The sequence below is a fragment of the Arenibacter nanhaiticus genome, from assembly GCF_900141935.1.
Taxonomy (GTDB): Bacteria; Bacteroidota; Bacteroidia; order Flavobacteriales; family Flavobacteriaceae; genus Arenibacter; species Arenibacter nanhaiticus.
This window is the reverse complement of the sequence record NZ_FQYX01000002.1, coordinates 107,917-120,294: the sequence shown is the minus strand read 5'-3', so window position 1 is coordinate 120,294 and position 12,378 is coordinate 107,917. Positions and strand designations below refer to the sequence as shown.

12 protein-coding genes are annotated in these 12,378 nt (G+C 39.1%); 3 read left to right on the top strand and 9 right to left on the bottom strand.

Annotation, left to right across the window (positions count from 1 at the left end):
* Positions 1–1,269, bottom strand: a 1,269-nt coding sequence (locus BUA16_RS01810; protein ID WP_143150436.1) for a fasciclin domain-containing protein, incomplete at its 3' end; no start/stop codon positions are given.
* A gap of 428 nt (positions 1,270–1,697) precedes the next feature.
* On the opposite strand from BUA16_RS01810, the gene mnmA reads away from it, so the two are divergent.
* Positions 1,698–2,888, top strand: coding sequence for a tRNA 2-thiouridine(34) synthase MnmA (gene mnmA / locus BUA16_RS01805; RefSeq protein ID WP_072762929.1), 1,191 nt, complete (start codon positions 1,698–1,700; stop codon positions 2,886–2,888).
* A gap of 482 nt (positions 2,889–3,370) precedes the next feature.
* The gene (locus BUA16_RS01800) at positions 3,371–4,312 is read left to right on the top strand and encodes an NAD(P)H-dependent flavin oxidoreductase (RefSeq protein WP_072762928.1); all 942 of its coding nucleotides are present in this window, start codon (positions 3,371–3,373) and stop codon (positions 4,310–4,312) included.
* Positions 4,313–4,354: 42 nt separating this feature from the next.
* Here BUA16_RS01800 and BUA16_RS01795 read toward each other — a convergent pair whose 3' ends face one another.
* The 8 genes from BUA16_RS01795 to BUA16_RS01760 all read right to left on the bottom strand — a co-directional run bounded on the left by BUA16_RS01795 (position 4,355) and on the right by BUA16_RS01760 (position 11,614).
* Positions 4,355–4,876 (bottom strand): DinB family protein, encoded by a 522-nt coding sequence (locus BUA16_RS01795; protein ID WP_072763072.1) that lies wholly within the window; start codon positions 4,874–4,876, stop codon positions 4,355–4,357.
* 52 nt (positions 4,877–4,928) lie between these two features.
* A complete protein-coding gene (locus BUA16_RS18900; RefSeq protein ID WP_245795500.1) occupies positions 4,929–5,249 on the bottom strand; it encodes a hypothetical protein in 321 nt (106 codons plus the stop codon).
* A gap of 70 nt (positions 5,250–5,319) precedes the next feature.
* A complete protein-coding gene (locus tag BUA16_RS01785; RefSeq protein WP_072762927.1) occupies positions 5,320–6,654 on the bottom strand; it encodes a DUF58 domain-containing protein in 1,335 nt (444 codons plus the stop codon).
* 117 nt (positions 6,655–6,771) lie between these two features.
* Positions 6,772–7,776, bottom strand: coding sequence for an AAA family ATPase (locus tag BUA16_RS01780; protein WP_072762926.1), 1,005 nt, complete (start codon positions 7,774–7,776; stop codon positions 6,772–6,774).
* 3 nt (positions 7,777–7,779) lie between these two features.
* Positions 7,780–8,997 (bottom strand): DUF4350 domain-containing protein, encoded by a 1,218-nt coding sequence (locus tag BUA16_RS01775; RefSeq protein WP_072762925.1) that lies wholly within the window; start codon positions 8,995–8,997, stop codon positions 7,780–7,782.
* Positions 8,990–9,721, bottom strand: a complete 732-nt coding sequence (locus BUA16_RS01770) for a hypothetical protein (protein WP_143150431.1) — start codon at positions 9,719–9,721, stop codon at positions 8,990–8,992. The genes BUA16_RS01775 and BUA16_RS01770 overlap by 8 nt, the downstream gene beginning before the upstream one ends.
* Positions 9,721–10,665, bottom strand: a complete 945-nt coding sequence (locus tag BUA16_RS01765) for a hypothetical protein (RefSeq protein WP_072762923.1) — start codon at positions 10,663–10,665, stop codon at positions 9,721–9,723. Before BUA16_RS01765 ends, BUA16_RS01770 begins: the two co-directional genes overlap by 1 nt.
* Entirely contained in the window at positions 10,646–11,614 is a 969-nt protein-coding gene (locus tag BUA16_RS01760; protein ID WP_072762922.1) for a stage II sporulation protein M, read from the bottom strand. Before BUA16_RS01760 ends, BUA16_RS01765 begins: the two co-directional genes overlap by 20 nt.
* A 38-nt stretch (positions 11,615–11,652) precedes the next feature.
* On the opposite strand from BUA16_RS01760, the gene BUA16_RS01755 reads away from it, so the two are divergent.
* Positions 11,653–12,378, top strand: coding sequence for an RDD family protein (locus BUA16_RS01755; RefSeq protein ID WP_072762921.1), 726 nt, complete (start codon positions 11,653–11,655; stop codon positions 12,376–12,378).

Sequence of the window (12,378 nt, the reverse complement as noted above, 5' to 3'; positions counted from 1 at the left end):
TTCAGTGTCAAAATCGCTCAAACTGTTATAGTTGTCCCCTAAGGCATCAAGCAAGGCCGTAAAGGCGGCATTGGTAGGCGCAAATACAGTATAGGTGCCCTCCGCGCTCAAGGTTTCAACCAAACCGGCATCGGCTTGTTGCAAAGCCGCTACCAAAACACTTAAATCATCCGTGGCCACGGCTAGCTCTACAATGGTCTTGGCGTTTAAGGAGGCTACAAAATCTATAGCCGATTGTGGTAATAATACCTTGTCAATGGTATGTGCTACGCCGTTAGTAGCTAGTATATCGGTAGCAGTAATAGTAGCGTCGGTGTCAGAGGCGTCTCCGATTACAAAGCTGTCCCCGGAAGCGATCACTTCAATACTGTTATTGGCAAAGGCGGTAGCTACCATCCCTGGCGCCAAATCTGCGGCCAATACTTGTATTGGAAGTACATGATATAGCAATATGTCTTTTAATAACATGATTTCGGCATCCGTATCAAAATCATCCAAACTATTGTAATCATCACCCAATACATTCAATAAAGCCACAAAGGCATCATCGGTTGGGGCAAAAACGGTAAAAGGACCGTCACCACTTAAGGTCGTCACCAAATCGGCTTTAATAACCGCTGCTTCCAGGATGGATAGACTTTCGGTAGCTACCACAATTTCTACTAGGTTGTTGGTGGGTTCTTCTTCGTTTAGAGCATCCAATACACTTTGTGGTACCAAAACCTTATCTATAATATGTACAATACCATTGTTGGCAACAATATCGGCAGAAAGTACTTTGGCATCTGTATCCGTTGCATCATCTATAAAAATGTCAGTACTGATGCCTACGGTCAATTTTTCACCCTGTACGGTCGTTAACTCTTGCCCGTTGCTGAGGCTAAATGAATCTGCCGCTGCTCCTGCTATAACATGGTAGGTCAGGATTTCGGCCAACAAGGCTTTTTTTTCATCGGTATCAAAGTCCTCCAGGGAGTCATAATCGTCTAAACTCGCCAATAGAGCGTCAAAAGCTTCATTGGTAGGAGCAAAAACGGTAAAGGGACCTTCGCCACTTAAGGTTGCGATTAAATCGTTGGCAGTGCTTTCATCTGCCTTTAGCAAAGCTTTCACCAATAGGTTTAGTGAAGACGCGCCCTGAGCTGTTTGAACAATGTTTTTAGTTTGCGGGGGCACCGTGTCGCCGTTGTCGTCATTGTTGCAGGAGAAGACTAGTAACGCCATGAGCATTAAGGAAACAGCTTTGAGTAATCCAAATAAATTTTTCATGAGATCGTTTTTAAAGGTTTATAATATGTTTTGTTTAAAATAATCGAGGGAAGATTAAACAAAATTAATAAAAATTAAAACAACAACGATGGTATTTGTGAAAAAAAATTAGGTAACTGATTAAAAATTAACATTATATGGTTGTTTTGAAGATATGTGGGGGATGTTTTTTGCAAATCTTGTACTAGTTGAAGAGGAAAGAAGGTTCTAGTGATTGCTAGCTACAAGAGTATAGAAAATGTATATAAAATATTTTTTAGGGTATTCAAATTCCATTTTTGTATTTTTGCATATTGTAATGGCTACAATAAAATAAATATGTCTGGGGGCCAGTAAGAGCCATAAATTTCTTGGATATCATGTAAATCAAGGAATTATAAATAGCTTCGGTAAAGGGTTAGGGCAATATAAATATTATGAATAAATAGATGAAAAAAGTTGTTGTCGGTCTTTCGGGGGGTGTAGATTCTAGTGTTACTGCATATCTTTTGCAGCAAAAGGGCTATGAGGTGATTGGGCTTTTTATGAAGAATTGGCACGATGATTCCGTGACTATTTCCAATGAATGTCCATGGTTGGAAGATAGTAATGATGCTCTGATAGTAGCCGAAAAGTTAGGAATTCCTTTTCAAACCGTAGATTTAAGTGAACAATATCAAGAACGTATTGTAGATTATATGTTTAAGGAGTATGAAAAGGGGAGGACTCCCAATCCGGACGTACTTTGTAATAGGGAAATAAAATTCGATGTTTTTATGAAGATAGCCCTGGAACTGGGAGCCGATTATGTGGCGACAGGTCATTATTGCAGAAAGGGTGTTATTGTTCATGAGGATGGTTCTGAAACGTATCAGTTATTGGCAGGAGCCGATGATAATAAGGACCAATCTTATTTTCTTTGTCAACTTTCTCAAGAGCAGTTGGCTAAAACATTGTTTCCTGTAGGGGAGCTTTTAAAGCCGGAGGTGCGCAAAATCGCAGCTGAAAATGATTTGATCACGGCCGATAAGAAAGACTCTCAAGGGCTGTGTTTTATTGGTAAGGTTCGTTTACCCGATTTTTTACAGCAAAAATTAAAGCCTAAAAAAGGAGTTATTGTAGAGGTTCCGGCATTAAACGAACTGTATCACCAAACCGTTCCTTCTTTCGCTGGAAAGGAAGAGGAATTGGCCTTTTATGCTGAAAAACCTACCTATCAACTTTGCGATGGAAAAGTTGTGGGCGAGCACCAAGGAGCTCATTATTTTACGAAAGGTCAACGAAAAGGTTTGGACGTTGGAGGTACCAAAGAACCCTTATTTGTGATCGAAACCGATGTAGCCGAAAATGTAATCTATACGGGACAAGGAAAAAGTCACCCAGGGCTGTATCGCAGAACTTTGTTTGTAGGAAATGATGAACTGCATTGGGTACGTAAGGATTTGGCGTTGGATATAGATGAGACCATGGAAGTTATGGCTAGGATTCGATACCGACAGCCGTTGCAAAAAGCCACCCTATATAAGGTGAATGGTGGATTGTATGTGGATTTTGAAGAAAAACAATCGGCTATTACCGAAGGTCAATTTGTGGCTTGGTACATAAAAGATGAACTCATAGGCTCTGGAGTAATCTCATAAATTCGAGATATAATCTGCCAAACTGATGGTGTTTGTTCCATTTTAGCTGTGTAAAAATGTGGCTAGCATTTGGCACAGGAAGAATATAAAAACTGCTGCCAAAAAAACATAAATTTATTGAAACAGCCCGTTTATAAGGAGGTAAGAGAATAGTTCCTATTCCTAGACCTGTTATAAATGGGCTGTTTTTTTGCGTTAGGGACCGCGGCGGCATCCCCGCAGCAACGCAAGGGATATAGCCAAGTGCCCGCCCGACGAAGGAGGGAACGCCCAAAACATAGGCCATCAAATATAGAAAAGCCCTGTCCTTGTTGTTACGCTAAAAAAACTTGCTGATCTTACTAATATTACGTCTCTCCATACTTTAAAACTACTGCTTTTTAGGGTAGGAATGTGTTTGTTAGTGGTTGTAATCCAAACTAGGAAACCGTATCTTGGAATCCATAAAAATTCAGGTCAAGGCTTAAATTTAGCAAGAACAGATGGAAAATAGGATTACAAAACTTTTCGGAATTCAGTATCCCATAGTACAGGCAGGTATGGTTTGGGCAAGTGGCTGGCGATTGGCCTCTGCAGTATCCAATGCGGGAGGATTAGGTATTATCGGGGCCGGCTCTATGTATCCAGAGGTGCTGCGAGAGCATATTCTAAAATGTCAAAAAGCCACCGACAGGCCATTTGGGGTCAATATCCCCATGTTATATCCGGATATTGATAAATTGATGGAAATTATTGTAGCCTTAGGGGTTAAAATTGTTTTTACATCGGCTGGAAACCCGAAGACTTGGACTTCTTATTTAAAAGAAAAAGGCATTACCGTGGTGCATGTGGTAAGCAGTGTCAAGTTTGCCCAAAAGGCCCAGGAAGCGGGGGTAGATGCGATTGTGGCTGAAGGTTTTGAGGCTGGTGGGCATAACGGAAGGGACGAAACAACGACCATGACCCTTATTCCTGCCGTCAAAGAAAAGATTTCTATTCCTTTAATTGCCGCAGGGGGCATTGCTACCGGGGCTGCCATGTTGGCCGCCATGGTGCTTGGTGCCGATGGGGTACAGGTAGGAAGTAGGTTTGTTGCCAGTGAGGAAGCTTCGTCCCATCCCTCATTTAAACAAAAAGTAGTGGAGGCAGGGGAAGGGGATACTCAGTTGACGCTAAAGGAATTGGCGCCTGTAAGACTTTTGAAAAATAAATTTTATCAAGATATTCAACAACTCTATGCGAAAGGGCCTTCTGTGGAAGAACTAAAGACTTTATTGGGGCGTGCTCGTGCCAAAAAAGGAATGTTTGAAGGGGATATGGAAGAGGGGGAACTGGAGATTGGTCAGGTAGCCGCTTTAATCCACAATATTAAACCCGCAGCAAGAATTGTAGAGGATATGATGACAGAGTTTACATCGGCAAAAAAGAAGGTTCCAATGCTTTAATGTCCTTGTGGTTCCTAGTGATGAGGTGATTTCTGTACAAATCTATATCGATTGGAATACACGAACGGTAACCAGTAATTGACCAATATGGCGTTGACTGTGTTCTGCGGCGTGAAATAGAAGACCGAGTACCGTGGAAGGCAATTTTTTACGACCGACGGTTCGGGGCAGGATAAGCTCCGACTCTGGCAGTTGTCCGAAAAATAAAAGCGCTTCTTCTACCTTTTGATCAAAATTGCTTACCAGATCGGCAATGGTTATTTTGGGGTTTGGATCGCCTTCTTGTCTTAAATACTGAAATTGTTGTTCGGAGAGCGATTTCTCTTGTGCGTAGCTAAGCATCCGATCCACGACCCCGGTTATATGCTGTATATGAAAACCTACAGAGGCACAACCGGCAGGTTTTTCCCAAAGTAATTTGTTCGGGAAATCTGTGGTGTATTTGCCGAGTTCTTCTCTAGATTGCAATAAAGCATGGGCTGCTGGTTGTAATAACGTTGGAATCCCGTCAATGGAGCCCCTAAGCCAGAATTCTGGTGGTTGTGAAGTTGGTTTTTTGGTCATAGGTTTTATTAAAAATCTATAGTGGCTGGTATTTTTTGGACAATGATCTTGGCTATTTTTTTTCCGAAAGCTGGACATAAATTTCTAGATCTCCCTGCATTGGAGATACAAATCCGGCCAGCCGTCCTGATTCCGACTCGTCTTTTATTACGGGTGTGATGACAATTTCCATGAGCTCTGCTTTAATCCTATTCGAAATAAGGAAATTCCCAGAAAATATTTTTATATAATTGTTGTCCATAAGAGGGTGGTTTAATATGCTAGGATCTTCACTGATAAATGTATGAAAATTATAGGTATCCAAAACTAAAACAACCTTCTTACCCCAGTATAGTAGTTGGTTGTGAGTGTTTTTCCTTTTTATGATGTCCATTGCAAGCAATATACTTTAGGTGCTCTTCTCTTTAGGCTACTTGCTTCACGCTTAAGAGGATAGGTTGCTTTTAGAGTACTCCTCTTGCTTTTATTTCCAGATACTTGTTAATCGTATCGATCGTCAGGTTTTCGGGTTTGGTAAGAATGGTTTGTATCCCGTGTTTCCGAAGTTCGTTTACGATTAATTTCTTTTCATAAACAAATTTTTCCGCGATTGTTTTTTCAAATATTTGATGGGTAGTATGTGCTTTTTCATTCATAAAGGTTGTCAGGGCCGAGTTTTCGAAAAAAATAACCACCAATAAATGTTGTTTTGCAATCGCTTGTAAATAAGGGAGCTGTCTTTGAAGGGCGTCCAAGGTTTCAAAATTGGTATATAGAAGTAATAAGCTTCGGTGAGCAAGACGTCGCTTTATTTGGGCGTATAGTCTACCGTAATCGCTTTCGATAAAGTTGGTTTTTAAATTGTACAAGGTCTCTAGAATAAGATTCATTTGCGAACTGCGTCTTTCGGCCACCACTACATTTTCTATGGTATTGCTAAAGGCAAACATACCGGCTTTATCTTGCTTTTTTAAGGCAATATTGGAGATGACTAAGGTGGCGTTTATGGCGTAGTCCAATAAGCTCAGCCCGTTAAAAGGCATCTTCATAATCCGACCTTTGTCGATAACCGAATAGATTGGCTGTGACTTTTCGTCCTGATATTGGTTTACCATCAACTGACCTTTTTTGGCAGTCGCTTTCCAATTGATGTTTCGTATGTCATCGCCCTGGACGTAATCTTTGATATGTTCAAATTCCATCGTATGGCCTATACGTCTTATTTTTTTTGTGCCGTGTTCAAAAAGTCGGTTCGAAAATGCCAATAATCCATATTTGCGCAATTGTAAAAAAGAGGGGTAAACAGCTAGCTGTTGTTCTTTGTTAAAAGAATGTTTTTTGGAAACTAATCCAATAGGAGATTTCGCAAAGACATTAAGGAATCCGAAGGCGTAAACACCTCTTTCCGTAGGACGTAGAGAGTAGGTGAATATTTTGTGTTCGCCCTTTTTAAGGCTTGTATTTATCTTAAAATCACGTTTTTGGAACTGATGGGGAATTTCATCCAAGACCTTTATTTCAGACGTAAAAAGAAATGAATTGGAAAGTGATATTCTAATTTGGTTTTCATCACCGTTAGACAGTTTTTCGGGTACTATTCGGCTGGCATCTATACCTCCTTTGGAGCCAAAAAGTAACAGTATATCAGTAAGTAGGAATACTAAAAATAAATAGCACAATAACTTTATAGCCCCAAAAACATCCGGAATCAAATAGGAGATCAAAAAGCCAAGGACAAGGCCAGTCAATACCAAAAAAAATCGACCTTCTAAATAGAGGTTTTTAAAGAGCTGTTTCATTCTTATGGCAATAGTATTGTTGGTTGTTCATAAATTGTATAATTAAGGCAGCGTAAAGGGAAACGGTTCTTTGCCGATGTATGGCGGAAAACTTTATATTTACTGTTACTGCGAGGACTATCTAGGGACTTCTATGGTTTCTAAAATTTGTTGTACCACCTTGTCCGTAGTAAAGCCTTCCATTTCTCGTTCTGGGGTCAACAAAATGCGATGCCCAAGAATGGGGACTGCCACCCTTTTTATATCATCTGGCGTTACAAAATCGCGTCCGTTGATGGCGGCCATCGCTTTTGAAGCGTCCATAATGGCTATAGAAGCTCTAGGGGAAGCTCCTAAATATAAGTTGGCATTAATTCTGGTATTGTTGACAATCCCTGCGATATACCGCATTAAATTGCTCTCTAGAACAATCTCCTGTATGGTGTTTTGGTATTTTTCAATTGCTTCGGCCGAGAGAATTGCCGAAATAAGGCTTCCGCAATGCTTGTTCTTTTGATGATGCTTGCTTTCCAAGATTTGGATTTCTTCCTCCAGGGAAGGGTAGTTGACCCTTATTTTAAATAAGAAACGGTCTAATTGTGCCTCCGGTAAACGATAGGTGCCTTCTTGTTCAATAGGATTTTGGGTAGCAAAAACTAGAAAAGGCAATTTCATGGTATAGGCGTTATTATCAATGGTAATTTGCCGTTCGGCCATAGCCTCGAAGAGCGCTGCTTGGGTCTTTGCCGGGGCGCGGTTTATTTCATCGATTAAAATGATATTGGAAAACAAAGGGCCCTTTTTAAACTCGAACTCCGAAGTCTTTACATTAAAAATAGAAGTGCCCAAAATATCACTGGGCATTAAATCTGGCGTAAATTGTATGCGGCTAAAGGCTATATCCATGGTTTTTGCCAACAGTTTTGCCGTTTCGGTTTTTGCTACGCCCGGCACCCCTTCAATTAAGGAGTGACCATTGGCAAGGATAGAAATAATCAAGAATTCGATCATGTCTTGCTGTCCGATGATAACCTTTCCTAATTCCGATTTTATCCTTGCTACCGAGGCTTGTAAATGACTGAGATCTATTCTGCTTTTAAATTCTAGTGAATTTTTATCTTGTTGCTGTTGTGCTTCTTCCATAGGTTATTTCTTAAAAGTGCTTATTTTTTTATGCAAAGCAATTAGGTCTTCTTCGCTATGCCTAGTTTTGAGTTTTATATGCCTTAAAAACTCTACGATCTCCTTGGTTTCTACTAGGGATATGCCCGATTTTGCCGATAATTCTTTGACAGTTTTATCAGATAGGTCGTCCGTATTAATGTAATAATGGGTGCGGAGATATGCTAAAAAGTAATTGATTTTCTTGGCGATCAGGTCGCTGTAATCTTTGTGTTCAAAATATAGGGAGCCGATCGTTTTTGCGAATTCTATAGAGGAGTTTGCTAATGGTTTTATTACCGGAATAATACGTTGTTCTCGCTTGGCCTTAAAAAGAACAAACAACAGTATACCCATTATACTGGTATAATATCCCCATTTTAGTTCAGGTTTGCTCAGGACAAACCGCAAGGGAGAGTCTATGGTTTTACGGCCTGCTTTTTTATAATTGTCCCAATATATAGGGTTGTTTTTTAAGTAAGAGAGGCTATAGGAAACATAATCTTTATTTCCCCTTAGCATATAATAATTGGTAAATGCCTGGGGGGTAGTGCAGAGGTAAAAGTAGCCCTGGCCATATTGTACCCTAATAAAATTTGGGCGTTTTGTTTTTAAACCGTTCGAAACATCATCTAGTAAGGAAGCGGGTTTTTTCATTGGTTCTATATGGCCCAGGATACTAGTTTTTAAACTGTCCACAGTTGTAAAGTAAGTATGGTTTAGGCCTTTAGAATACAAATGTTTTTTAGTGGGAAAGGCGGTGTTGGTATGGCTCAATATTACCGTGTCTTCTAGAACGGAATAAGACGTTTTTACCTTTATTTTCAGTGTATCCGACAAGTAGGAGTCAAAACTTGTGGCCGCTATAAACACGTCGTTTCCGTCATGAACATATTGTAACAACTGTTTTGCTTCTTGCTTGTCGAACACCACTACATCGTTGATGGCGATGTAATTGGACCTTGTTGATATGTCCCTTTTCCGTAATATCGGATAGATGCTTTCATCGACAAGGGCGACCGATTCGTTGGGGAATAATTGTGGTAATTCCTTAAAAAGCACATAGCCGCCAAAAGGTATTTTGTCCGTGGCAGAATAGGAGGGTTTCCAATCAATAGGTCTAGGACGGCTTACTTCTGTAGCGATAATCGCCAGGAGTACCCCTATAAAAATACCGATTATTATTTTAGAACGCCTATCCACGGTTGTTTACAATTTTATTAAAAGTCATAAATTTAAGACTAGCAGCCCTATAAGCAATGGCATCTATCTGCTGTTCTCCATACCAGATATAATCGTAGAGATAGGATACCTCCTTAAAGATCAATAGTAATTGGGAACTTTTAATTTCTTGTTGGTACTCTAGGTTTGTTTTGTCGGCATGCCACGCTATAACCTCTTTTTGAGATAGGTTTTTTAGAGACTTCAAATGATGGTAACGGATGGCGAGTCGATAGTTTTTCTGAGCAACTGCCTTTTGTATTAACAGATCCAAGTCTAAATTTTCCAATTCTTCCTCGGAGAGCTTAAGGTCTATTATCGGCCTTGTTTTTTTGATAAATAGAGATCTTATGTTTTCCCTAATCAGAAACCTAATGACCAAATAAATGGCCAATAGTCCTAGAAGTAAGTAAATTATGGTTTCTAATAAGATGAGTACATTGGCAGGGAGTGTAATATCAAAAAAATCCTCCATTTTAGCGCTAATCCAATGTAGTACCCTTGATAAGAAATTTTCGGAAACTCCACTCTTCCTATCGTATTCAAAGGCATTTCCTGAATATTTTTCGCTGAACTCATCACCAAAAGACCGGATTTGAATGGGAGAATGAAGATCTTCTGCCAAGGTAATAGTGTCCGTGTTCTGCTGGGAATACCCAAAGAAATAACTGCAAAAACAAAAAAAGGCGTATATATATTTTGTCACTATTCTTGGTTTCCTATTTGGTCTATTTTGTTTCTGGTATTTATATTATAAGTTTTTTCGTGTAAAGAGAAATAAAGCAATCCATTCACAAATTGTGACAGACATTGTACATAAACAGTAATGATTAAAAAGAAACAGGTTCCCAAGGTGTAGAGTATGGTAGGGACAAGGGAACTAAGGGCTACTTCATTTTGAATCACATGGAAGGTGTACGCCCCTACTACTACACTAGGAATCATAAGGATGATCATAAATAAAATGGTAATGAGCAAGCCAAGGATAAAATTTACACCAATTGCCTTCCAGAAGTTTTGGGTAATCAAATTATACCCTTCTCCAAGGGCATCCAGGACACCTTTACCTTCTTTGAGCATCACAAAAAAGGAAACCCCAACCCATGCCATTAAAAAGTATTGGGCGATATATTGAAGAAACATGCCTAGAATGGGGATGAAGGTTAAAAATATGATTAGAATCATAAACCCAAAAAAGAGCAACATCAATATCAAAATAAAGGAGATAATTTTTCCTAGGTTGTTTTTTACGGTATCCCAAACCTCTCCTTTTTTAAAATCTTGCCCTTGTTGTTGTTCATATTTGATCATATAGGCCGTGCTTAAGCTATAATTTAAAACGGCTACCATTATAAAGATGACAAAAAACAACAGGCCGCCAATGATAAAATAAAGCGAATATGCGCTTTCGTTATTGCTAAACGACGATAGAAGGGAATTATCGCTGGAAGTAATAATACCAATAACCCCCGAGACCAAAAGGTAGCTCACTAGTAATAGGCCTATTAAAAAAATACCGTTATAGCTTAAAAAGATATTGGTGAATTTTTTGATATTTTGCTTAAAAAACTCGAAATAGAGCGAGATGATTTCTCCAAAATCACGATCTATTCTTAGTTCTATAAACTTCTTAGGCTGGTCTTTGGTCATGTTTTTGCTTTAATAGAATTGGATATAAAATGTAATAAAAAATAATAAATGCTAGGGAGCTGCCTATGATTAAAAATGCCAACCAAGAAGGCATATTAGAGTATCGGGTAATAAAACCTTCAATAAACCCTGCTATGATAAAAAAAGGAATGGTGCTGACCACTACTTTTAGTCCGTCCTTGGCACCTTTCATAAAGGAAATTCGCCTAGAATAGGTTTTTGGGAATAAAATGCTATTTCCCATAATAAGGCCGGCACAACCCGCTATGATAATGACCGAGATTTCGATGGTTCCGTGTAACCATATTTGCTTATTTGCTTGAAAAAAAACATCTTGGGTATAGAAAAAAGTAATAAAGGATCCCAACATGACACCATTGCTAAATAGAATATAGGCGGTACCAAGACTGGTTATGACCCCAAAAGAATAGGCAAGGAAGGCTACTCTGATATTGTTGATGGTGATTCCTAAAAAAGAACCGATTTCACTCCCTCCCTTATAAATTGCCGTGGGATCGCCTTTGGCAATATTGTTTAAGGTCTCATTAACATAGGCATCACCCAAAATTAACCTGACAAAACTATCATCATTCAAAACCGATAAACTGCCAATCGCGGTAGCCACAGCAAAAATTAAAAAGGCGACCCCTAATGTTTTATGATAGTGCCTAAAAAATAAGGGAAATTCCGTTGTCCAAAAATCCAGAATTCTATGACGACTTTCTTTTTTGTTTTTATAAATTTTTTGATGGGCTTGCGAGGCCAAGGAATTTAAATATAATAGCGTCTTGCTTTCTGGGAAATAGGTCTGTGCGTAGGCTAGGTCATTGGTAAGTTGGATGTAGCCGCTGGCCAGTTGGTCTGGATCAATTTTGGTATTAAAGTGAATAGCCTTTTCAAATGCTATCCATTTTTCCTTATTTTGCTTTACAAAAGCAGCTTCACGCATAGTGGGATTGTCCTTTAAAAAATAAAAATAGCACTAATATGTCCAACCTTCAAATCAATACCACACAAAATGTTCACCTGGATTATAAAATTGTTGGGGTTGGTGAACGCATTATCGCTTTTTTAATAGATGGTTTTGTGCTTTATCTGTATGCTGTGTTGGTGCAATTTATCGGAAAGGGTATAGGATATGTTTTTGAAGATGATTGGACCCAAATTGGTTTGGTGAGCTTGATTTTTTTACCCGCCATGTTCTATAGTGTGGTAATGCATAGTTTGTTTAATGGCCGGACCATAGGAAAGATGTTCTTAAAAATGCGAGTGGTAAGCTTAGATGGAACCCCGGTTCATTGGTCTAATTTATTGGTTCGTTGGATGTTGAGGTTAGTCGATATTTGGTTGTTTTTTGGGTCTGTGGGTTTGTTGACTATTTTGTTTTCCGACAAAAAACAACGCTTGGGTGATGCTGCGGCCGGAACAGTAGTGATTAGTACTAAAAACAACACGAAGGTTTCCCATACAATCTTGGAAGAAATAGAAGAAACCTATGTCCCACAGTTTACAAATGTTACCGTACTATCCGATAAAGATGTTAGAATAATAAAAGAAACCCTTTATATTGCGAAAAAAAGTGGCGATCATAAAACGCTGAATATCTTAAGGAACAAAGTAGAAAGTATTTTGAATACGAATTCCGATTTATACGACACCCCCTATATAGATACTGTTTTAAAAGATTATAATTATTTCACTCAAAAGCTATAA

Bases quoted from the DNA above. Each gene is read 5' to 3' on its own strand.
- mnmA (WP_072762929.1), top strand. From the start codon at position 1,698: ATGAAAAAAGTTGTTGTCGGTCTTTCGGGGGGTGTAGATTCTAGTGTT.
- BUA16_RS01800 (WP_072762928.1), top strand. From the start codon at position 3,371: ATGGAAAATAGGATTACAAAACTTTTCGGAATTCAGTATCCCATAGTA.
- BUA16_RS01795 (WP_072763072.1), bottom strand. From the start codon at position 4,876: ATGACCAAAAAACCAACTTCACAACCACCAGAATTCTGGCTTAGGGGC.
- BUA16_RS18900 (WP_245795500.1), bottom strand. From the start codon at position 5,249: ATGGACATCATAAAAAGGAAAAACACTCACAACCAACTACTATACTGG.
- BUA16_RS01785 (WP_072762927.1), bottom strand. From the start codon at position 6,654: ATGAAACAGCTCTTTAAAAACCTCTATTTAGAAGGTCGATTTTTTTTG.
- BUA16_RS01780 (WP_072762926.1), bottom strand. From the start codon at position 7,776: ATGGAAGAAGCACAACAGCAACAAGATAAAAATTCACTAGAATTTAAA.
- BUA16_RS01765 (WP_072762923.1), bottom strand. From the start codon at position 10,665: ATGACCAAAGACCAGCCTAAGAAGTTTATAGAACTAAGAATAGATCGT.
- BUA16_RS01760 (WP_072762922.1), bottom strand. From the start codon at position 11,614: ATGCGTGAAGCTGCTTTTGTAAAGCAAAATAAGGAAAAATGGATAGCA.
- BUA16_RS01755 (WP_072762921.1), top strand. From the start codon at position 11,653: ATGTCCAACCTTCAAATCAATACCACACAAAATGTTCACCTGGATTAT.